Annotated in this window: 19 protein-coding genes; 10 read left to right on the forward strand and 9 right to left on the reverse strand. The window is 73.8% G+C overall.

The genetic code is table 11. From position 1 onward, the window contains the following. Positions 1–54: 54 nt before the first annotated feature. The 4 genes from IO29_RS18165 (at position 55) to IO29_RS18180 (ending at position 5,008) form a co-directional block, all read left to right on the forward strand. Positions 55–2,805, forward strand: coding sequence for a bifunctional YncE/alkaline phosphatase family protein (locus tag IO29_RS18165; protein ID WP_030380540.1), 2,751 nt, complete (start codon positions 55–57; stop codon positions 2,803–2,805). A gap of 250 nt (positions 2,806–3,055) precedes the next feature. Continuing rightward, positions 3,056–3,439 carry an antibiotic biosynthesis monooxygenase family protein gene (locus IO29_RS18170; RefSeq protein ID WP_033225989.1) on the forward strand — a complete coding sequence of 128 codons (384 nt, stop codon included), beginning with the start codon at positions 3,056–3,058 and terminating at the stop codon, positions 3,437–3,439. A 510-nt stretch (positions 3,440–3,949) separates the two neighbouring features. Next, positions 3,950–4,447 carry a hypothetical protein gene (locus IO29_RS35585; RefSeq protein ID WP_051707748.1) on the forward strand — a complete coding sequence of 166 codons (498 nt, stop codon included), beginning with the start codon at positions 3,950–3,952 and terminating at the stop codon, positions 4,445–4,447. Between the two features lie 90 nt (positions 4,448–4,537). Beyond that, positions 4,538–5,008, forward strand: coding sequence for a DUF6924 domain-containing protein (locus IO29_RS18180; RefSeq protein ID WP_030380543.1), 471 nt, complete (start codon positions 4,538–4,540; stop codon positions 5,006–5,008). A gap of 29 nt (positions 5,009–5,037) precedes the next feature. Here the strand turns inward: IO29_RS18180 and IO29_RS39505 are convergent, their stop codons facing one another. Continuing rightward, complete coding sequence (locus tag IO29_RS39505; protein WP_324608169.1) at positions 5,038–5,517, reverse strand: GNAT family N-acetyltransferase; 480 nt, start codon at positions 5,515–5,517, stop codon at positions 5,038–5,040. A 213-nt stretch (positions 5,518–5,730) separates the two neighbouring features. Here IO29_RS39505 and IO29_RS18190 point away from each other — a divergent pair, with 213 nt between their 5' ends. Continuing rightward, on the forward strand, positions 5,731–6,765 hold the full coding sequence (locus IO29_RS18190) for an ADP-ribosylglycohydrolase family protein (RefSeq protein WP_051707750.1): 1,035 nt from the start codon (positions 5,731–5,733) through the stop codon (positions 6,763–6,765). A gap of 228 nt (positions 6,766–6,993) precedes the next feature. Here IO29_RS18190 and IO29_RS18195 read toward each other — a convergent pair whose 3' ends face one another. Next, positions 6,994–7,215 carry a hypothetical protein gene (locus tag IO29_RS18195; protein ID WP_030380546.1) on the reverse strand — a complete coding sequence of 74 codons (222 nt, stop codon included), beginning with the start codon at positions 7,213–7,215 and terminating at the stop codon, positions 6,994–6,996. A 449-nt stretch (positions 7,216–7,664) separates the two neighbouring features. On the opposite strand from IO29_RS18195, the gene IO29_RS18200 reads away from it, so the two are divergent. Genes IO29_RS18200 through IO29_RS18215 form a run of 4 tightly spaced genes read left to right on the forward strand, consistent with a single transcriptional unit; the run spans position 7,665 to position 12,937 of the window. Beyond that, a complete protein-coding gene (locus tag IO29_RS18200; protein ID WP_051707753.1) occupies positions 7,665–8,471 on the forward strand; it encodes an AfsR/SARP family transcriptional regulator in 807 nt (268 codons plus the stop codon). 23 nt (positions 8,472–8,494) lie between these two features. Continuing rightward, the gene (locus IO29_RS18205) at positions 8,495–11,314 is read left to right on the forward strand and encodes a beta-ketoacyl [acyl carrier protein] synthase domain-containing protein (RefSeq protein WP_234307558.1); all 2,820 of its coding nucleotides are present in this window, start codon (positions 8,495–8,497) and stop codon (positions 11,312–11,314) included. Beyond that, entirely contained in the window at positions 11,311–12,525 is a 1,215-nt protein-coding gene (gene redW / locus IO29_RS18210; protein ID WP_030380548.1) for an L-prolyl-[peptidyl-carrier protein] dehydrogenase, read from the forward strand. The genes IO29_RS18205 and redW overlap by 4 nt, the downstream gene beginning before the upstream one ends. Before the next feature lie 43 nt (positions 12,526–12,568). Then, complete coding sequence (locus tag IO29_RS18215; protein WP_030380549.1) at positions 12,569–12,937, forward strand: RedY protein; 369 nt, start codon at positions 12,569–12,571, stop codon at positions 12,935–12,937. Between the two features lie 7 nt (positions 12,938–12,944). On the opposite strand, the gene IO29_RS18220 is transcribed toward IO29_RS18215, so the two are convergent. The 7 genes from IO29_RS18220 to IO29_RS18250 form a co-directional block, all read right to left on the reverse strand. Next, the gene (locus IO29_RS18220) at positions 12,945–13,622 is read right to left on the reverse strand and encodes a response regulator transcription factor (RefSeq protein WP_030380550.1); all 678 of its coding nucleotides are present in this window, start codon (positions 13,620–13,622) and stop codon (positions 12,945–12,947) included. Positions 13,623–13,979: 357 nt separating this feature from the next. Next, on the reverse strand, positions 13,980–15,281 hold the full coding sequence (locus tag IO29_RS18225) for a nitroreductase family protein (protein WP_234307559.1): 1,302 nt from the start codon (positions 15,279–15,281) through the stop codon (positions 13,980–13,982). A 12-nt stretch (positions 15,282–15,293) separates the two neighbouring features. Further along, on the reverse strand, positions 15,294–16,166 hold the full coding sequence (locus IO29_RS18230) for a 4'-phosphopantetheinyl transferase family protein (protein WP_051707757.1): 873 nt from the start codon (positions 16,164–16,166) through the stop codon (positions 15,294–15,296). Position 16,167: 1 nt separating this feature from the next. Beyond that, entirely contained in the window at positions 16,168–17,058 is an 891-nt protein-coding gene (locus tag IO29_RS18235; RefSeq protein ID WP_030380553.1) for a DUF6206 family protein, read from the reverse strand. A 13-nt stretch (positions 17,059–17,071) separates the two neighbouring features. Next, complete coding sequence (locus IO29_RS18240) at positions 17,072–17,515, reverse strand: DUF6041 domain-containing protein (protein WP_030380554.1); 444 nt, start codon at positions 17,513–17,515, stop codon at positions 17,072–17,074. 97 nt (positions 17,516–17,612) lie between these two features. Beyond that, positions 17,613–18,866 (reverse strand): beta-ketoacyl-[acyl-carrier-protein] synthase family protein, encoded by a 1,254-nt coding sequence (locus IO29_RS18245; RefSeq protein WP_051707758.1) that lies wholly within the window; start codon positions 18,864–18,866, stop codon positions 17,613–17,615. After that, positions 18,863–19,111, reverse strand: a complete 249-nt coding sequence (locus IO29_RS18250) for an acyl carrier protein (RefSeq protein ID WP_030380556.1) — start codon at positions 19,109–19,111, stop codon at positions 18,863–18,865. The genes IO29_RS18245 and IO29_RS18250 overlap by 4 nt, the downstream gene beginning before the upstream one ends. A gap of 230 nt (positions 19,112–19,341) precedes the next feature. On the opposite strand from IO29_RS18250, the gene IO29_RS18255 reads away from it, so the two are divergent. After that, entirely contained in the window at positions 19,342–20,391 is a 1,050-nt protein-coding gene (locus tag IO29_RS18255; RefSeq protein WP_051707760.1) for a beta-ketoacyl-ACP synthase III, read from the forward strand. Positions 20,392–20,424 lie beyond the last annotated feature (33 nt).

Genomic DNA, 20,424 nt, shown 5'->3' on the forward strand with positions numbered 1-20,424 from the left:
AACTTTCTCTCCGGCCACCCCCCAACTCTCCGGATCTATCTCGTAAGGACTGACATGCAGATAGCACGCCGCCGCCGGCAGGCCGGGAAGAACCACTACGACCTGCTGGGCAGACGCGTCAGCCGCCGGGCCACGCTGGTCACGGCCTGCATCACCACGGCCGCCCTGGCCACCGGCGTCGCCGTCGCCGAGACCCGCCAGTTCGGCACCGAACAGGTCGGCCAGGTCACCCACAAGGGCCAGGTCGTCTCCGCCGACCAGTACATCGCCCCGTACGGCGACCGCCTCGTCATCGACGACGGCAAGATCATGTCGTCGACGGTCAGCCCCGACGGCGGCCACCTCGCCGCCTCGGTCACCGACGGCGACGCCTCGCTGGTCGTCGTGGACCTCGCGACCGGCCGGATCAAGCAGCGCGTCGGCACCAACGCCGCCGACGACCTGCGCATCAGCAGCAACGCCGTCGGTCAGGAAGGCCCCGTCTACTCGCCCGACGGCAAGCAGCTCTGGCTGGGCCAGCTCGACGGCTACACCAAGTTCACCGTGAACGAGGACGGCACCCTCGCCAACCCGGTGACCGTCACGATCCCGGCCGACGGCAGCAAGCAGGCCCTGCCCGCCGCCGCCGTGTTCTCCGCCGACGGCTCCACCGTGTACGCCGCGGTCAACGGCCAGAACCGGGTGGTCGCCATCGACGCGGCGACCGGCGCCGTCAAGCAGAACTGGACGGTGGGCAACGCCCCGCGCGGCATGGCCCGCGTCGGCGACAAGCTCTACGTCAGCAACGAGGGCGGCCGGCCCGCGAAGGCCGGGGACCCCACGCTCAACTCCTACGGCACACAGGTGCCGGCCGATCCGAAGACCGGCGCGACCACCACCGGCACGGTCAGCGTCATCGACCTGGCCGCCCCCTCCGCCGCCGTCCGCACCATCGACGTCGGCCTGCACCCGACCGCCGTGTACGCCCGGCACGGAGCGGTGTTCGTCACCAACACCGCCGACAACAACGTGTCGGTCATCGACACCGCCAAGGGCAAGGTCGTCCAGACCATCTCCACCCAGCCGTGGCCGGAGGCCTCCGTCGGCTACGAGCCCGACGCGGTCACCCTCACCGACGACGGCCGCCTGCTGGTGACGCTCGGCCGCGCCAACGCCGTCGCCGTCTACCGCTACACCTCCCCGCAGGAGCCGGTCAGTTACGTCGGCCTCCTCCCGACGGACTACTTCCCCGCCGAGATCACCACCGTGGGCAAGAAGGTCGTCGTCTCCAACACCCGCGGCATCGACGCGCGCCGCCCCGCCGCCGCCGGCCACGGCACCCACGACACGACCTCCAGCCTGACGCAGTTCACCCTGCCCAGTGACCGCGTCATCCGCGCGCAGACCGCCAAGGTCTTCCAGCAGAACGGCTGGACCGGCAACGCCGTCCAGTCGGCCAAGGGACACGGCAAGGCCAAGCCGCAGCCGGTCCCGAAGCGGCTCGGCGACCCGTCGACGATCAAGCACGTCTTCCTGATCGTCAAGGAGAACCGCACCTACGACCAGGTGCTCGGCGACGTCCCCGAGGGCAACGGCGACCCGTCGCTGACGCAGTTCGGCGAGAACGTCACCCCGAACCAGCACGCGCTGGCGAAGCAGTTCGGCCTGTACGACAACACCTACGACATCGGCACCAACTCCGCCGAGGGCCACAACTGGCTCATGCAGGCCGACAACCCCGAGTACACCGAGTCCTCGGCCGGCGAGTACAAGCGCAGCTACGACACCGAGGACGACGCCCTCGGCCACCAGAAGACCGGCTTCCTGTGGACGGGCGCGCAGGCGGCCGGCAGAAGCGTGCGGGACTTCGGCGAGTTCCAGCAGTTCCTGACCAAGCCGTCCGGCGCGAGCTGGCAGAACCTGTACTGCGACGCCAGGAACATGGACGCCACCGGCCAGGCCACCGCGTACCCGTTGAACTCCTCCTCGCCGATCCCGTCGCTCAACAGCGTCTCGGTGCCCGGCTTCCCGAAGTTCGACACCAGCGTCCCGGACCTGTACCGGTACGAGATCTGGAAGCAGGACTTCGAGAAGCACGGTCCGGCGAACCTGAACATGTTCTGGCTCTCCAGCGACCACACCGGCGGCCCGGCCGGCCCGGCCGCCCAGGTCGCCGACAACGACCTCGCCACCGGCAAGATCATCGACAAGATCTCGCACAGCAAGTACTGGAAGGACTCGGCGATCTTCGTCGTCGAGGACGACTCCCAGGCCGGCCTCGACCACGTCGACGGCCACCGCGCCCCGATCCAGATCATCAGCCCCTGGGCGCAGCACGGCACCGTCGACAGCCACTACTACTCGCAGATCACGATGATCCGCACCATCGAGCAGATCCTCGGGATCCACCCGATGAACCAGAAGGACAGCGCGGCCACCCCCATGCGGGGCGTGTTCACCCGGCGGCCCGACTACACGCCGTTCACCGCCCTGCCGAACCGCACCCCGCTGACCGACGGGCTGAAGACCCCGCCGTCCTGCGGAGTGGACACCCCCGCCGCGCAGGACCCGAAGGCGGCGGTCGTACCGACGGCGAAGGTCCCGGCGGGCAAGGCGTCCCTCGCCGCCGCGTGGGACTCGTGGAAGTCCAAGCAGCGCCTGACCGGTCCGCACGCCGTACCCGACTACGCCAACCCGGCCCAGATGAACCACCTCACCTGGTACCAGACGCACAACTGGGCCCGTCCGTACCCCGGCGAGAAGAAGATCTACGCCCCGAACGACGTGCCCGGCGCGTTCATCCCGTCGGCGGAGTCCGACGGCTGACGCACGCCCACACCCGCGACCGAGCGCGGCCGTCCGGACCGGCCGCGCTCGGCGAAGCCCTGGGTGCGCGCTCACGCACCCCACTCCGCCCGCGCCGTCCTGCCCGGCCCGTCGTCGCGCGGTTCCGCGCCCCGGCGGTCGGCCGGGGCCGCACGGCGCCGGCGAGGGGTTCGGCGGCGACGGGTGTGACGGCCTCGTTGCCGTCCGACCTGCGGAACGCGTCCTGGCCGCGTCGTCCTACGGTGGCGTCATGACTGATCACCTGGAAGGGGCCGTCGCGCCCGTCGGGCCGTACGAGCCGCCCTACTACGTGGCTGTGTTCAGCACCGTGCGTACGCCGGAGCAGGACGGTTACCGGGAGACCAACGCGCGTATGGAGGAGCTGGTGCGGGGGGTGCCCGGGTTCCTGGGGATGGATCACGCGCAGACTCCCGGCGGGCTGGGCATCACCGTCGGGTACTTCCGTGACGCCGACGCGCTCGCCGAGTGGCGGCGCGATGCCGAGCACCGTGCGGCGCAGGAGCGCGGGCGGGCCGAGTGGTACGAGAGCTACACCTTGCATGTGGCGAAGGTGGAGCGGAGCCATGGGTTCACGAGGGCGGCGCGGTCCTCGCGGGGGCCCGCGGGGGAGTGACGTCGACCTGACCGGCACCGGGCCGGCGCCTGGCCGTCACCGGTCCGGTGCGGTCACGCCGCCGGCATCGTCCCGCCGCGTTCGGTGCGGGTCCGCTCGCGCCCGCAGGGCCGTCCGGCCGGGGGGTGAGGGCCGTCCGGCCCAAGTTCCGTGTGCTGCCGTACCGGGAGCATGGGTGGTGACCGGCGGGGAGGCCGCAGGCCGGGGAGGAGTCACGGGGCTCGTGTCCGAGGTCCGCTTCCCGGGTTCACCGGCCGCCACGGCTCAGTCTTCTCGTCTGCGGGGGCCGTGACGGGCGGGCGGGCTCCCCGGCCGGTCGCCGTCCGGGCCACGCACCTGCCACCTCCGGACGGTGGTCCGCCCCGCCCCCGGCGCCGGTGCGTTCGTGTGCCGGCCGCCCCCGGCGCGCCGGCTGTCCCGGGGGCGCGGCGGACGCACGGCCCCGCCCGCCCCGGCGGGGCCGCCGGCCGGCTGAGGCGCGCCCCGCGTCCACGCAACGAAAGAGGCTCCATGCACGCTTCGCGTTCCCTCGTCGCCCGCGCGCTCACCAGGTCGGTCGGCGTGGCGCTGCTGGCCGCCGGGCCCGTCATGCTGGTGCGCGGACTCGGCGGGCGTCGCCAGATCCGTGCCGAACTGGCCGCCCAGCGGATCACGTTCCCGGACAGCGGCTTGCCCGCCGGGCTCGCCCGGCACGCCGGCTCCCCGGTCGGGACCGGCCCCCAGGCCCACGCCTACGCCGCCCTCATCAAGGACCACCTCGCCCACGCCACGAACGGCCGTACCTACGCCGAGATCACCGACGAGTTCCAGTCCACCAGCGGTGACGACGAGAAACTCGCCCGGCTCCGCCAGACCGCGTTCATGGGCGAGAGCCTGCGCGCCTCCCTCCTCTCCGCCTACCAGGCCTGGCACCTCACCACCCTCGTCAGCGGCCTCGGCACCCTCCTGACCGGCCTGGGCGCGGCCCTGCTCGCCGCACCGCCCGCCCCTCCGTCCCCCTCACGGTGAGGCGTTCCGGGGGCGTTGTCAGACCCTCCCTCTAGTGTCGGAGACGACGCCAACGCGACCGTCGCGGTCGCCCGTTGAGAGGACGCCTCCGTGCGCACACTGCCGAGGACCGACGACGACTTCCCGGCCATGCTGGTCATCCGCACCCATTACGGGGACGACGAGGGCTGGCAGCGGGTGCGGGAGGCGCTGGACGAGCCCTGGGTGTTCGACGAGGACGACGAGGACGACGAAGGCGTCAAGGGGGAGATCCTTTTCGTCGAGGATCCCGCTTGGGAGGACGCGGAGCCTGCCGCTGTTCTCGCCGCCCTCACCGCGCCCGAGGAGGGCGGCGGCGAGGAGCCGGTCGAGTGCGGCTGGGCGGTGGTCTTCCTCGCCGACCGCGTCGGCATGGAGAACGCACGGCCGTCGCTGCTCGCGGTGAGCACCGACCCCGAGGAGGTGACGGCACCGTTCCGCATAGCCGCCAGAGTGACCTCGCACGGGATGCACTGGAATCTGGCCCTCGCCAACATGGACTTCGGCGACTTCGAGGGGTGGGACGGGGAGCTGGTCGACTGACGCGCCGGACCCGCGCCGGGTGGCCCGGCTCAGTTCCAGGATGTCGGAGGGCGGAACAGCTCGTACTCCTCCACCTTCGCGAAGCCCATGCCCGCGTACACGGGGGCGCCCAGGACGCCGGCCTGCAACGTGCCGACGCGCAGTCCGCGGCGCCGGCCCTCCGCCAGTGCGGCGGCGGTGAGTGCCGCGCCGATGCCCCGGCGCCGGCACGCCTCGGCCGTCGCGACGATGTAGACGCCGGCCACCCCATGGGCGTCGAACAGGAGGGCCGTGCCCACGGCCCGCCCGCCGGCGCGCGCGACGAAGCGGACGGCGCGCGGGTCCTCGCCCCGTCCTCCTCGATCCGTACGGCGGCGTCCACCAGTTCCGGGCCCACCCCGAAGGAGGGGCCGTAGGCGCACCCACTCGGCGCAGGTCGCGCGGTCCGTGCCCTCCAGCACCGCCGCTGCGGTAGTGCGCGAGGTCGTCGTCACTGCGGCCCGCCGCGCACCAACCCAGCCAGTACGCACGGCAGTTGGCGAGCGGCGGGGCAAGCTCGTCGATGCCCTTCACGGTGCTCCGCACGGTCATGCCCGCGAACCTACCCGGCCGTGCGCGGCGGACGTCGCCGCGCACGCCGCGTACCGGCCGAAGTGGCGTGGACGGGATCAACTACCGTTCCGGTGAACGGTGCACGGTGCACGGTGAACCATGCACGATGAACGACGACTCACGGAGGTTCCATGGCCGCGTCCGTCCCCCGCCCCCGCCTGGACGCCCCGGCCGTCGAGCGGGCCGCCGGAGTGCTGCTCGGCGCGGCCGCGGGCGACGCCCTCGGGGTGCCGTACGAGTTCCGGGCCACGCTCACCGAGGACCAGCGGCCGGAGATGATCGGCGGCGGCCTCGGCCCCTACGCGCCCGGCGAGTACTCCGACGACACCCAGATGCAGGTCTGCATCGCCGAGGTCGCAGCCACCGGGGCCGACCTCCGTGACCCCGAGGCACTGGACGCGGTCGCGGCGAACTTCCAGCGGTGGCTGAGCGAGGGCGCCAGCGACGTCGGCGCCCAGACCCGCGCCGTCCTGCACGCCGCCGGCCGCACGCCCGGCACGCCCGGCGCCGCGCTGCGCGAGGCCGCCCGCGCCTTCACCGAGGCCAGGGAGCAGAGCGCGGGCAACGGCTCGTTGATGCGTACGGGCATCGTCGCCCTCGCCCACCTCGACGACCCGGCGGCGATGGCCGAGGCGGCCACGGCGGTCGGCGCGCTCACCCACCCGGACCCCGACTGCGCCGACGCCTGCGTGCTGTGGTGCTCGGGCATCCGCACCGCCGTCCTGCACGGCACCTTCGACGGCGTACGGGAAGGGCTCGGCCTCCTCCCCGCCGAGCGCCGGGAGCGCTGGGCGGCGCTGCTCGACGAGGCGGAGGCGCAGCCGCCGTACCACTTCTCCCACAACGGCTGGGTCGTCCACGCGTTGCAGGCCGCCTGGTCGGCGATCATCCGTACGCCCGTTCCCGAACCGGGCGCGGGCGAGGGGCAGCCGCCGTCCGCGCATCTGCGTCTCGCCCTGGAGGCGGCGGTGCGGGCCGGTACGGACACCGACACCGTCGCGGCCATCGCGGGCGCCCTGCTCGGCGCCCGCTGGGGCCGCTGCGCCGTGCCGTCCGAGTGGCGGCAGGCCGTCCACGGCTGGCCCGGCCTCGACGCGGACGCCCTCGTCCGGCTCGCGGTCCGTACGGCACTGGGCGGGCGGGACGAGACCGCGGCAGAGGGCTGAGGCGGAGGCACAGGCAGAAGGCCAGGCAGAGGGCGAGGGCGGGAGCACGGCACAGCGGCCTCCCCCGCGGCGACCGCGTCGCCCGGTCCGCCACCGCCCGGGTCCCGGAGCGGGCACGGCGAGCGGGGCAATGCGGGCGGGCATGGCTCGGCGACGCCCCGCCGGGGCGATGACCGGCGGACGTCACGACGGGTGGGCCGGCAAGCGGCCCCGGCCCGCGCCCCGGCGCTAGAGCTTGTTCAGCTTGGCGTACGGGCTCGGGATCCGCGCCTGCGTCGCACCGAAGTCGACGAGGGCCGCGATCCCCTCCTCCATGCCGACGACCCGGCCGAGGCCGTACATGTCGTGCGTGACCCGGTCGCCCACGGCGAAGTGCTTGGGCGGCGGGGGGACCGGAGCCTTGAAGGGGCTCGTGGGCAGATGGCGTCTGGGTACCACTGGCTTTGTCATCCTCTCCAGTATGCGCCCTGGCCCGCCACCGTCCGAGCGAGAAGGCTCACCGCGCCCTGCGGGGGCCCACCCCGCTTCCGTGAAGGCGCCGGTCAGCCACTGGTCGGGCGCGTGCGCGAGGAGCGGCGTCCGCCGGTCGACAACCAGGCCGCCGGCATCGGGGTGCCGCACCGGACGCTCGGCGTACGCATACCTGCGTCCCCGCTCAACGAATGGTGGAGGCGGCCGGGTGGCCCGGGGCAGCCTGCCGTGTAGTGCAGAAATCCATCAAGGGATGGATGACAGGACCCAGGGCGGCTGAAAAACTCAAGCCAGAGTTCCTGATTCAAACATCTCTGCCACCGGCGAACAGCAGCGCTCCGGCGGGGCTGGATCACTGGTCTCTCGAATGGTGCGTCACTGCTGGCACGCTGGGCCGATTCCGTTTCGCAGCAGACCGGGGGAGTGGCTTGCGCATCCAAATTCTGGGCCCCGTTTTCGTGGACGACGAGGGGCAGATACGCGCCATTCGAGCCAACAAGGTGCGAGCACTGCTCGCCACCCTCGCCCTGGAGGCGGGGCGGGCCGTCTCCAGCGAGGACCTCGTCGACGAACTGTGGTCCGGGACCGCCATCGGCAACGCCCGCAACGCGTTGCAGGCGACCGTGACCCGGCTGCGCAGGGCCATCGAGCCGGCCGCACGCCGGCGCGGCGGCTCCGTGCTGCGCGGGGTCAACAACGGCTACCTCCTCGAACTGTCCCCGGAGCACGTGGACGGCAACAGATTCCTCGAACTGGCCGCCCAGGGCGCCGCGCACCTGGGGACCCGGCCCGAACGCGCGCTGGAACTCCTCCAGTGCGCCCTCGACGTCTGGCGCGGCCCCGCCCTCCTCGACGCGGGCGACGGCCTGCGCGTACGGGGTGCGGCGGCCCTCTTCGACGAACGCCGGCTCACCGTCCGCGAGGACCTGGTCAGCGCCCTGCTGTCGGTCGGCGACGAGGCCCGGGCGATCGCGGAGCTGCGCCGGCTCGTCGCCCTCCACCCCCAGCGCGAGCGGTTCTGCGAGCTGCTGATGCTCGCGCTCTACCGCACGGGCCGGCAGGGCGAGGCGCTGGACCTGTTCCGGTGGGCCAGGCGGCGGCTCGACGAGGAACTGGGCATCCGGCCGGGCGCGCCGCTCCAGCGTCTGCACGCCGAGATCCTGGCGCAGGACCCGGCGCTGCGGCTGCCCGCCGCGGTCCTGCCGGGCCAGGGCGTACCGGCGGCGGTCCGGTAGTGGGCGGCGAGGAGAGCACGCCTGTGACAGCGGGCGTGCCGATCGAAGCGGTGCCGATCCAGGCGGTGGCGGACGAAGCGGTGCGGATCGAAGCCGTGCCGACCGAAGCGGTGCCGGACGAAGCCGTGGCGATCGTGGGGATCGGGGCGCTGTATCCGGGCGCCGTAGGGCCCGGTCAGTTCTGGGAAGCGATGAACCGGGAAGTCCCGGTGCGGGAAGTCCCGGTGCGGGAAGCCCCGGTACGGGAAGCCCCGGTACGGGACGCGTCGGTGCCGGAGTCCCCGGTACGGCGATCCCCCGCACCGGCCCGGACCCTGGACGACGTGCGTGTCGACGTCGCCCGGTTCGGGATTCCGCCCGCCCAGGCCGGGGCGATGGCCCGTATGCAGCTCCTCATGCTCGAAGCGGCACGCCAGTGCCTGGCGGACGCCGGCCACCCCGGGCGCCCGCTGCCCGCGGACCGTACGGACGTCGTCACCGGCACCTGCTTCGGCCTGGACCGCCAGCACGCCAACGCCACCCGGATCGAGGCCGCCCGTTACGCCCGCGAGGTCGAACGGGCGGCCGTGGCGCAGGGTGTCGACGGGGCGACGGCACGGGCGGCCGCCGGGGAACTGCGGGCGCTGGTGGCCCGGCACACGGGCGCCTCCCCGCACGACCGGGTGGGCGAGATGGCCAGCACCATCCCCGCCCGCATCGCCACCGCGTTCCGCCTGCACGGCCGTACGCTCGCGGTCGAGTCGGCGGACGCGACCTCCTTCGTCGCCCTCGACCACGCGGTGCACAATCTGCGCCGGGGGGTGTCCGACGCGGTCCTCGTGGTCGTGGGGCAGCGGTGGGAGAGCCCCGTCGTCACCGAGGGCCTGCGGGCCAAGGGGCTCACGGGGAACGGGAGTTCCGGCGGCGCCGACCGCCTCGGTGAGGGCGTCGGCGCCCTGCTGCTCAAGCGGTCGTCCGCCGCCGTACGGGACGGCGACCGGGTCTACGCCGAGATCCTCGACTCCTCCCTCCGCCACGACCCCCGCCCGGGCGCCTTCCGCCCCTCGCGCGACACCGGGCTGCGCCGCTCGCTCGCCCGGGAGTCCCTGCGCGCGGCCGGGGTGGCGCCGGACTCGGTGACGCACGTGGAGTCCGTCGACGCCGCGGACCCGGCGGAGCCGGCCGTGGGCGGGGTGCGGGACCGGCTCGGGAACACCTTCGCCAACGCGGGCGTCGCCGCCGTCACCGAGGTCGCCCTCGCCCTGCACCACCGGCGGATTCCGGCCCCGGACGAGGCGACCCCGCGCCGGGCCGTGGTGCGCGGCTCCTCGCTCACCGGGACCGTCTGCCACCTCGTACTCCAGGAACACGACAGGGCCCACGAGGCGGCACCACCCGTACGAGCCTCCCCGCGCCCCCCAACCGAACCCCGACCCCAACCCCAGCCCCGACCCGGTCCCGCCCGCGCACCCGCCCCCGAACCCGTCGCCGTCGTCGCCCTCGCAGGCCGGTTCGCCGGTGCCGCCGACGCCGAGAGCTTCTGGAAGGTGGTCGGTTCCGGCGAGACCCGTATCGGCCCCGTCCCGGAGACCGTGCTCGACCGGGACCTGTACTATGCGCCCGGCGCCCTCAGCCTCACCCACAGCTACACCGACCAGGGCGGTCACGTACCGGTGCCCGAGGGGCCGTACGGCGACGCGCGGATCATCCCGGTGCGCCGCGCGGCCATGGACGACACCCAGCGGCTCGCGCTCGCCGTGGCCGCCGAACTGTTCCAGGGGCGCGGCGCGGGACGGCTCGCGGACGGCAGGGGCATCGTCGCGATCGGCACCAACCTGGGCCTGACGCGCGAGCGCCGTGCTCACGCCCGGCGGGCCCTGCGCGTCTGGGACGACGCCGTGGAACACCTCACCGCGCTCGACGGTCTCTCCCCGGCCGGGAAGAAGGCCCTGCGGGCGGCGCTGCCCGAGCTGTCGGAGGACGGCACCACGTCACCGGCCGCCCTCGACGGCTGCCTCGCGAGCGGTGTCGCCGCCCTGCTGGCCAACGAGTACCGGCTCGACGCCGTACCCCTCGGCGTGGAGGCCGCGTGCGCCTCCTCCCTCGCGGCGCTCGACGTCTGCGTCGGCGCACTGCGCCGGGGAACGGCCGACTACGCCGTCACCGGCGGCGTCGAACTCGCCTGCAACACCCGCGACATGGTGCTCTGCTCGGCCCTCGGACTGCTCTCGCACGGCCGGGGCGCCCCCTTCGACCAGGAAGCCGACGGCTTCACCCCGGGCGACGGCTGCGGCCTCTTCCTCCTCAAGCGGTACGCCGACGCGCGCGCCGACGGCGACGAGATCCTGGGGGTCGTCCGCGGCATCGGCGCCTCCAACGACGCCAAGTCGCTGATCGCCCCGGATCTGGAGGGCCAACTGCTCGCCATGCGGCGGGCGTTCGCGGAGGCCGGGTTCGGTCCGGACGCCGTCGACTACCTGGAGGCCCACGGCACCGGCACCAAGGTCGGCGACCGGACCGAGATCGCCGCCGCGGCTCGGATGTACGGGGGCGGGCGGCGGGCCCGGCCGCTGCGGGTCGGGTCGGCGAAGTCGTTCTTCGGGCACACGTTCGCCGCCGCCGGGAGCGCCGGACTGCTGCGCACCCTGCTCGCCATGCGGGCCGGGACGCTGCCGCCCAACGCGGGGCTGCGCACCCTGAACCCGGCGCTCGCCCTCGACGCCGTCCCCGCCGTCGTCCCGACCCGGCCCGCGCCGTGGACCCGGCAGCCCGGGCAGCCGCGGCGCGCGGCGGTCAGCTCCTTCGGCACCGGCGGCATCAACTACCACGTACTCGTCGAGGAACACCTGGACGGAGCGCCATGAGCGGTGACACCCACGGCGGTTCGGGCTTCGGGTTCGACCCGGAGTGCGAGGAGATGTGTGCCATGGTCCTCGCGTTCGCCCGGCGCGAGCTGGCCGGACCGTACGGCGCGGCACACGCCGGGTTCGACGCCGGCGACTTCCGCCGGCGCTGGCGGCTCGCCGGGGCACAGGGCCTGGTGGGCGGCGCGGTGCCCGTCGAGTACGGCGGCAGCGGTCTGGACGCGGTCGCCTCCTCGGCCGTCATGGAGGCGCTCGGACAGGGCACCGAGGACACCGGGTTCGCCTTCTCCGTCGCCGCCCACCTCTTCGCCTCGCTCATGCCGGTCGTCGAGTTCGGCACGGAGGAGCAGAAGCGCGCCTGGCTGCCCGCGCTCTGCTCGGGGGAGCGGATCGCCGCGCACGCCATCACCGAGCCGGAGGCCGGTTCCGACGCGCTCCACCTGCGCACCCGCGCGGAACGCAAGGGCGACGCGTATGTGCTGAACGGCGGCAAGTGCTTCACGACCAACGCGCCCGTCGCCGACGTGTTCGTCGTCCAGGCGGCGACCGAACCGGACGGCGGCTTCTTCGGGCTGACGGCGTTCCTCGTCGAGGCCGGCACCCCCGGACTCGCCGTGGGCCCGGTCTACGACAAGGTCGGGCTGCGCGGCTCGCCCACGGCCGACGTCCACTTCGACGGCTGTGTGGTGCCCGCGAACCGGGTGCTCGGCGCCGAGGGCGCGGGGGCGAGCGTGTTCTCCGCGTCGATGAAGTGGGAGCGCGTCTGCCTGTTCGCGGTCTACCTGGGCGCGATGCGCCGCGTCCTGGACTCCACGATCGCCCACGCCACCACGCGCGAGCAGTTCGGTGCGCCCATCGGCCACTTCCAGGCGGTCAGCCACCGGATCGTCGACATGACGCTGCGCCTGGAGTCCGCCCGGGCCCTGCTGCACCGGGCCGCCCGGCAGCTCGCGCGGGGCAGCGAGGACGAGATCGCCCCGGCCCTCGCCAAGCTCGCGGTGAGCGAGGCCGCCGTCCAACTGGGCCTGGACGCCGTCCAGGTGCGGGGCGGCCTGGGGATGGTCGCGGGGGAGGCCGAGACGTTCCTGCGCGACGCCCTGCCCGCCCGCGTCTTCTCCGGCACCAACGAGATCCAGCGGAACAACATCGCCCGCGCGCTGGGACTGGGGAACGCGCCGGGCGGACGACGGCCCGGAAGCCGTCACCACTGACACCCCGCTGCCACCCCGCCGCCCTCATGGAAGGAGATCCGCCGTGACGGTCATCATCCACCGCATCCAGCTCCTCGACGGCGTCGCGCCCGAGCGCTTCGAGGCATGGGTGCGGGACGTCGACTACGCGGCCTGCCCCGAGCTGCCCAGCGTCCTCGCCTTCGGCGTCCAGCGGGTGGCGGACGCCCCCGCGGAGGCCACCGGCGGTCCCGCGCACTCCCCGCGCTCCCCGCACTCCCCGTACTACTTCGAGATCATCGAGGTGAGCAGCCGGGAGGAGTTCGCGCGGGACATGGAAAGCGCGCGGTTCCGGCGGCTGGAGGCGGACTTCGGCCACCTGGCGAAGGTCGTCGACGAAGTGACCGGTGAGCGGATCGGGGACGGATACCGGGCAGGTCGAAACGTTTACTGAATGTCTTTCAGCAGGCCGTACCGTCCCCGTCGCCTGAATTTCGTCCAATGATGGAAATGAGGCCCGACTCGTAGGCGACGGCCACCGCCTGGGCGCGCGTGCCCACCCCGAGTTTTCGCAGCAGATGGTGAACGTGGGACCGTACCGTCGCCGCGGAAATGGACATCTTCTCGGCTATCTCGCGATTGGACTTCCCCTGCGCGAGCAGCACAATGACCTCTGATTCCCGCGGGGTCAGGGTGCCGAGGAGTCCCGCCGCGGGCGCCGGGGGGACGGCGTCCGGCAGACGGTGCAGGCTCGGCCTGGCCTCCTCCGGCATGACCAGGGCCGCGCCGGCGCTGACCGTCCGCAGGACGTGCACCAGTTCGTCGGCCGAGGTGTCCGGGCTCAGCACCGCCCGGACACCGACGCGCAGCGCCTCGATGGAGCGGGGCGCGTACTCGGCCTTCGCGATCAGCACCACCTTCGTGCCGGCCGACAGCGCGGCGAGCTCCCGCTTGTGCTCCACGGTCAGTGCGGGGGACACGATCACCAGGACATCGGGCTCCTGCAGGGCGGCGGCCGCCGCGGAGCCGGGACCGGTGGTGTTGCCGACGACGGTGATGTCGGCCTGCTGATCGAGCAGCGCGCGCATTCCGGCGCCCAGGATCGCATCCTCGCAGCACACGAGTACGCGAATGTTCACCGACTGCCTCCCATGAGGTGGGACCGGGGCGGGTGCATGGGTGAATGACCCGACGTGGCCCGGGTGTGCGTTGGTCGCAGATGCCCTCATCGGGCGATGGCAGGTTTTACCGTCCAGGTGAACCGACACGCGGTTTCGATTGTGGTCGCTTGCGGTGGTGCAAAGTCCGTGCCTCCCCCGAGAGGGCGCCGCAGCGCTCTTCCGACACTCCTTGCTGCCTGGGGCGACTGATTGTGTCAGTCGTCTTTCTTCCCCGCAATATTCCGCATAGGCCGCCTTCGTCGGCGGGGGAGCGAAAACGAGCCACCGGTTTGCCGAGGTTTGTTGAATCGCTGACGTTCACGTCCCCGGAAAACGTCATACGTGCCGCAGCGCGCGGGACGGGTCCAGCCGGTGCGAGGGCGGGAACACCGCGACCGCGTGCCCCAGCCGGCTCACGAAGAACGCCCGCCCCGGCAGACCCAGCCGCCGCTCGAACGCGGCACGGACGTCGTCGTGCTGGAGGACGATGCTCACGGGGTGCAGCGCCAGACCCGCACGGGTCGCGCCGAGCCAGTAACCGGCCAGGGCGGCACCGGCGCGGAGTCCTGACCCGGCGTCGGGCACCTGGTCACCGGGACCGTCGGAGCCGTCGGGGCCGCCGGGATCACCGAACCGTTCGAAGCACAGCGCGACGGTGGCGGGGGCGCCCCGGACCGCGGCGGCGAGCTGCCGGGCGAGGAGCCGGTCGTAGCCCACGTGCCGCAGCAGCCGCATGGTCGCGGGCGCCAGCGCGGCCCGCATGCCACACCGGCGCGGCGGCGACAGCGGCCCGAAGAGCTGACCGAGGGTGAAGCCGTCGCCGCTGTGCTCGGCGTCGGCCTCGTCGCGGCGGATGTACGCGTGCGTCTCCCGCCAGGCGGCGAGGTGGGCGAAGTCGCGCCCGCCGTACCGGGCGACCAGGCCGGCGACGGCGGCCCGCTCGGCGTCGGTCACCAGGTGGTGGACGGTGACGTGGGGTTCCGTGCGGAAGAGGGCCGGCTCCGGCTCGGGCGCGGCCAGTCGGTCGAGGACGGCGGGGTCGAGCGCCTCGGCGCGGTACGGGCCCCGGTTGGTGTGCCGGGCGCGCACGGTGTCGCGCAGCGCGGCGAGGCCGTCCGGGGCGGCGGTCGCGGGGGACAGCCGGACGACGCACAGCGGTCGCCAGGTACGCGGCCACCGGTCGCCGAAGAGCCCGCCGTCGCCGGTGTCCTCCTGGCCGAGGAAGCGGATGCCGTCGGCCCGCCAGCCCTGGGCGGCCAGGGCCCGCGCCAGGATCTCCCCGTACGCGCCGCAGCTCAGCAGCATCTCGACCTCGTGCGCCGGGAGCGCGGTGAGCCGCCGCTCGCGGTCCAGGGCGAGGACCAGATACTCGCTCCGGCGCGGCAGGCCGGGGCCGTGCCCGGCCGGTTCGCCGGGGACCGCCGTCGCGAGCAGCGCCGCCGCCGTGCGCCGGGTGGCCGCGTCGGTGGCCCACCCGACGCCCCACGGCTGGCAGTTGTGCGACGACGGGCTGCGGGCGGCGATCCCGGCGGCCACCCGGAGGGCGTCCTGGAAGGCCACGTCCGTACAGCCGCCGGGAGCCGGCGGCGTGGCGGAGCCCGCGGAGGACGCGGAGGACGATGCCGATGCCGATGTCATGGACCCGAACTCCTATCGCCACACCAACGCGACCGAGTAGCCGTCGACTTCACGTGCCCAGCTGTCGAAACGCGTCCCGTCCGTCGGGCCCGTCCGGCCCGTGCCGTCCGTCCCGTCCGCCCGGGACAGATGGCGTACGAGGCCCGGTCCCGCCCGCCACGAGAAACGGCCGTCGGCCCGCCAGTCGGTCAGCTCGACCTCCCGGGGGTCGACGCGCAGGCCGAAACCGAAGTGCTTGAGGACCGCCTCCTTGCACGTCCAGCGCAGCGCCGGCGGCATGGCCCGCAGCCCGGCGGACTCCGCGTCCCGCGCCGCACCGGAGGCCGGGGCGAGCAGTTCCGAGAGCAGCGGGGGCATCCGCCGGGTGTGCTCGACGTCGATGCCGACGGCACGCGGCCCGCAGACGGCGACGGCGAAGTCCACGGAGTGCGACAGCCCCACCTCGACGGAGAGACCCCTCTCCACGGGAAACGCGACCCGTGGCCGGCCCGCCCGCAGCCCGCCCGCGACGGCGCCGACGCGGACGTCCCGCGTGTCGGTCCGCTCGCCGAAGTGCCGCCCCCGGTACGCGCACACGCCGTGTTTGAGCGCGAGCCGTCCCGCCAGCCACTCCAGGCGCCGCTTGGGGAGGGCGAGGCGTCGCAGCCGCGCGGCCTCGGCCGGGCCGAGGTGCCGGGACTCCAGCGCCGTACGGGCCCGTTCGTCGAGTGTGCGCAGCCGGGCGATGGAGACGACGGCGAGCGTCAGCGGCCCGCGCACATGGCACACGTACAGCGGCCGCGCCGGATCGAGGACCAGGCGGCCGTCGATTCCGGCCGCGGCGGCACGGACCGGCGGCGCGGCCCCGGCGGCGCGGGCCGTGCGCACGCTTGCGGCGGAGCCCATGTCAGCGGTCCACGGGCGGCGGCAGCAGGAACGGGTAGGGGCGGCGCAGCACCTTGAAGTGCCAGAGGCGGTCGGCGGTGCGCAGCCGCTGGATCAGTTCCCACATCCGGGCGTCGCCCCGGTAGTAGGCGGCGACCTCCGCCGCCGTGATCGGCTCGGCCAGCCGGCCGTTGGCCTGGTCGAGGAAGGCCGGGACCAGTGCGTCCAGGCGCTCCTTGTGGAGGTTGCCGAGGAAGTCCAGGAGGACACCGCGCGTGCCGTAGAACTTGTCGAAGATCGACTTGGTCATCGACAGCCGGACGGCGTCGCGCAGCACCCACGGCAGCGAGGTGAAGAACAGCCGGACGTCGAGCCTCTCCCGGCCCCGGGCGTCCCGCATGAGGGGCGTGGTGATGTCCAGGTACACCAACTCCCCGCCCACATCGACCCAGTTGGAGGCCTGGGCGTCGAGGCCGAGGGTGGGGGAGACGGTCCGGTCCAGCTGGTCGAGGAAGCGGGAGAAGAAGTCCTTGGCCCAGGTCTCGTCCTCGGTGTGCAGCAGCCGGGAGCACAGCCTTCGTTCCGGCAGTTCGCGCTGCACGCAGTACGCCACGATCCGGCCGCCCGGCAGGGGCGCGTGCCACACCTCGGTGTCGGCGACGCGCAGTCCGCTGTCGGTGAGGCGGCGCAGATACTCGTCGAGCCCCTGCCGGTAGCGCGCGAAGCGCGTGCGGTCGGAGAAGACGGGCAGCCGCTTGCAGGCGTAGGCGCCCTGGTCGGTCCGGAGCCGGAGCACCAGCGTGACCTCGCCGTGGCCCAGGATGTCCAGGGAGCTGTCGTCGGCGGTGCGCAGCGCCTCGCGCACCCGCTGTTCGAGGCGGCCGAGTTCGTCGTGGGGAACCGTGAAGGACATGGGCATCGGACCTTTACGTCTGCGTGTCCGTCCGGGTTTCGAGCGGGACGGAGGAGGGGCCGGCCGGTGCACGGCGGTGCACCACGATCAGGTAGATGGCGGCGGCGAAGAACGCGGCGTCCAGCACGAGGATCTGCGGCACGCTGCTCACCAGGATGAACACGAAGCAGACCAGCATCAGCAGCTGCCCGTAGAGCGCGGGGAGCACCAGTTCCCGGTTGCGGATCAGCACCAGTCCGCTCACGACCATCGCGGCCGCGACGAACACGGTGACGCCCGTCGGACGGCCGTCGAGCCAGTCGGTGAAGCCGCCGAGCACGGCGACACCGTGGTTGGCGTCGGCGGCGTCGTCCAGGCGCTGCTCCACCGATTCGATCTCCGGGAAGAACTTGCCGATGCCCGCGAGGACGTAGAGGACGCCGACGACGCGTTGCAGTATCAGGATTCGTTTCGTCACCTGTCGGATTCTTCCGATGTCGGGGCCGGCCGGCCGGGGGTCTTTCCGGACAAGGTGTGGCGGGAAGCGCGGCACGTCGCGCGCGGGGCGGGGCCGTTCACGCGGCCGTCAGGACCAGTACGGCGTTCTGGCCGCCGAAGCCGAACGAGTTGCTCACCGCCACCCGCACCTCCCGCCGGCGCGGGGACCCGGCGACCACGTCCAGTTCGACGCCGGCATCGAGCCGCTCCAGGTTGGCCGTCGGCGGCACGGTCCCGTGCTCCAGGGCGAGCACGGTCAGCGCGGCCTCGATCGCGCCGGCCGCCCCCAGCGTGTGCCCGAGGACGCCCTTGGCCGAGGTGACGACCGCGCCCTCGCCCAGGACCTTGCGCACCGCCCGCGCCTCGGCCGCGTCGTTGAGCGGGGTGGACGTGCCGTGGGCGTTGACGTGGTCGACCTCGTCGGGCATGACGTCCGCCGCGGCCAGCGCCGTACGCAGGGCGCGGATCACACCGGTGCCCTCGGGGTCCGGGGCGGTCATGTGGTGGGCGTCGGCCGTGGCCCCGTAGCCGGCCACCCTCGCGCGGACCCGGGCGCCCCGGGCGCGGGCGTCCGCCTCGCGCTCCAGCACCAGCATGCCGCTGCCCTCGCCGATGACGAACCCGTCGCGGCCGGCGTCGAACGGCCGGGAGGCGGCGGTCGGTCGGTCGAGCCGTGCCGTCGACAGCGCGCCCATCTGGGCGAACCCGGTCACCATCAGCGGGCTCACGCCCGCCTCGCCGCCGCCCGCGAGCACGACGTCGCAGGCGCCGTCGCGCAGGAGGTGCAGCGCGGCGCCGATCGCGGTGGCGCCGGACGCGCAGGCCGTCGCCGTCACGAAGTTGGGGCCCGTGGCGCGCAGGTCCATGGCCAGGTGTCCGGCGGCCATGTTGGGCACCAGCATCGGGATCAGCAGCGCGGACACCGCCTGCGGTCCCTGCTCCAGCATGCGCCGGTGCTGGGTCTCCCACGTGGCCACGCCGCCCAGACCGCAGCCGACGACCACGCCGACGCGGGCGCCGTCCCACGTCCCCGGGTCGAGACCGGAGTCGGCGACGGCCTCGCGGGCCGCGGTGAGCGAGAGCTGGCTGAACCGGTCCTGGGTCAGCGCACTGCGCCGCCCCACGTGCGTGCGCGGGGAGAAACCCGGGACCGTGCAGGAGATGTCCACGGGCAGTCCGGCCAGCGCCGGGTTCCGGGCGGCGGCCGACGCGCCCGCGCACACCCCGCGCCAGGTGTCCTCGACGCCGATGCCGGCGGCGGTGACCAGGCCGATCCCGGTGACGGCGACGGCGGGCGGGGCGGCGGCGGTGCGTGCGGGGGGTGCGGTCATGACGAGGCCGTGGAGGCCGCGTGCCGTTCCAGGAGTTCGGCGACCCGGCCGATCGTGTCGCCGGGCGAGGCCGCGTCGTCGTCGAGGTGCACACCGAACTCCGACTGGATCACCAGCAGCAGCTCCACCAGGAACAGGGAGTCCATGTCGAGTTCCTCGAACGTGGTGTCCGGGCCGATCTCGTCGCGGTCCACCTCGAAACGGTCGACGAGAAGGCCGACCAGCCTGTCGTACATCGCGCTCATGGGATGCGCCCCACCTTTCCCCAAGGCCCGTCCCGCGCGCCGCCGGGACCGGGGAGCGGGGACGAACGCGCGTTCACGTGCCGGGCGTTCGCCGTACGAGTCTGTGCTCCGGGGCTGACCGCCCGCTGACCGATGACTGACGGCTCGCTGACCGGCCGGCCGCGTCAGCCATCGGTCAGCGCGCGGTCAGTCATCGGTCAGGCCCCCGGGCGAGACTCGGGCTCGGACAGATGGCTTCCGGCAGACGAGGAGCGCATGTGGTGGCACGTCGTACGGACTCCGACCGCGCCGCCGTCGTGGCCGGCGTCGGGAGCTGTCTGCCGTCCCGGGCCGTGTCCAACGACGAGCTGGCCGGGCGCCTGGACACCTCGGACGCGTGGATCCGGTCCCGGACCGGCATCGGACAGCGCCATGTCGCCGCGCCCGGCACGGCCACCTCCGACCTCGCCGTCGGCGCGGGCGCGAAGGCCCTGAAGTCCTCGGGCGAGCCGTCCGTGGACGCCGTGATCGTGGCCACCACCACGCCGGACCGCCCCTGCCCGGCGACCGCCCCGGTCGTGGCCGCCCGGCTCGGCATGACGGGGACGGCCGCCTACGACGTCTCCGCCGTCTGCACCGGCTTCGTCTACGCGCTGGCGACCGCCGCGGGCCTCATCCACGCGGCGGTGGCCGACCGGGTCCTGGTGATCGGCGCGGAGACCTTCTCCACCCTTCTGAACCCCGACGACCGCTCCACCTCCGTGATCTTCGGGGACGGGGCCGGCGCCGTCGTCCTGCGCTCCGGCAGCCCCGCCGAACCCGGCGCGCTCGGCCCCTTCGACCTGGGCAGCGACGGAGAGGGCGAGGACCTCATCACCGTGCCCGCGGGCGGCTCGCGCCAGCGCCTGTCCGGGGCGGCGCCGGGCCCGGGCGAGGAGTTCTTCACCATGCGCGGCAAGGAGGTGTTCCGGCACGCCGTCCACCGTATGACCGGGTCGGCGAAGGCGGTCCTCGACCGGGCCGGCTGGACCGTCGACGACGTCGACCACCTGGTCGGCCACCAGGCCAACCTCCGCATCACCCAGCACGTCGCGGAGGGGCTCGGGCTCCCCCGGGAGCGGTGCTTCCACAACATCGCCGAGGTGGGGAACACGGCGGCCGCGTCCATTCCCCTCGCCCTCGACCAGGCGCACGCCCAAGGGGTGCTGCGGCCGGGCCGGCGGGTGCTGCTCACCGCCTTCGGCGGCGGGCTGACCTGGGGCTCGGCGGTGCTGACCTGGCCGCGTCTGGACCGGTCCTGAGGGGCTGGGCCCGCCCGAAGACGAGAGAGAGCA

Origin of the sequence: Streptomyces sp. NRRL F-6676, from assembly GCF_000725625.1 — a bacterium.
In the GTDB taxonomy this organism is placed as follows: domain Bacteria; phylum Actinomycetota; class Actinomycetes; order Streptomycetales; family Streptomycetaceae; genus Streptomyces.

What these genes read in the sequence shown, in the direction of transcription:
- IO29_RS18165 (WP_030380540.1), top strand. Translation starts at nt 55, where the DNA reads ATGCAGATAGCACGCCGCCGCCGGCAGGCCGGGAAGAACCACTACGAC.
- IO29_RS18255 (WP_051707760.1), top strand. Translation starts at nt 19,342, where the DNA reads ATGGCTTCCGGCAGACGAGGAGCGCATGTGGTGGCACGTCGTACGGAC.
- IO29_RS18230 (WP_051707757.1), bottom strand. Translation starts at nt 16,166, where the DNA reads ATGGGCTCCGCCGCAAGCGTGCGCACGGCCCGCGCCGCCGGGGCCGCG.
- IO29_RS18245 (WP_051707758.1), bottom strand. Translation starts at nt 18,866, where the DNA reads ATGACCGCACCCCCCGCACGCACCGCCGCCGCCCCGCCCGCCGTCGCC.
- IO29_RS18225 (WP_234307559.1), bottom strand. Translation starts at nt 15,281, where the DNA reads ATGACATCGGCATCGGCATCGTCCTCCGCGTCCTCCGCGGGCTCCGCC.
- IO29_RS18195 (WP_030380546.1), bottom strand. Translation starts at nt 7,215, where the DNA reads ATGACAAAGCCAGTGGTACCCAGACGCCATCTGCCCACGAGCCCCTTC.
- IO29_RS18170 (WP_033225989.1), top strand. Translation starts at nt 3,056, where the DNA reads ATGACTGATCACCTGGAAGGGGCCGTCGCGCCCGTCGGGCCGTACGAG.
- IO29_RS18190 (WP_051707750.1), top strand. Translation starts at nt 5,731, where the DNA reads ATGGCCGCGTCCGTCCCCCGCCCCCGCCTGGACGCCCCGGCCGTCGAG.
- redW (WP_030380548.1), top strand. Translation starts at nt 11,311, where the DNA reads ATGAGCGGTGACACCCACGGCGGTTCGGGCTTCGGGTTCGACCCGGAG.
- IO29_RS18250 (WP_030380556.1), bottom strand. Translation starts at nt 19,111, where the DNA reads ATGAGCGCGATGTACGACAGGCTGGTCGGCCTTCTCGTCGACCGTTTC.
- IO29_RS35585 (WP_051707748.1), top strand. Translation starts at nt 3,950, where the DNA reads ATGCACGCTTCGCGTTCCCTCGTCGCCCGCGCGCTCACCAGGTCGGTC.
- IO29_RS18235 (WP_030380553.1), bottom strand. Translation starts at nt 17,058, where the DNA reads ATGTCCTTCACGGTTCCCCACGACGAACTCGGCCGCCTCGAACAGCGG.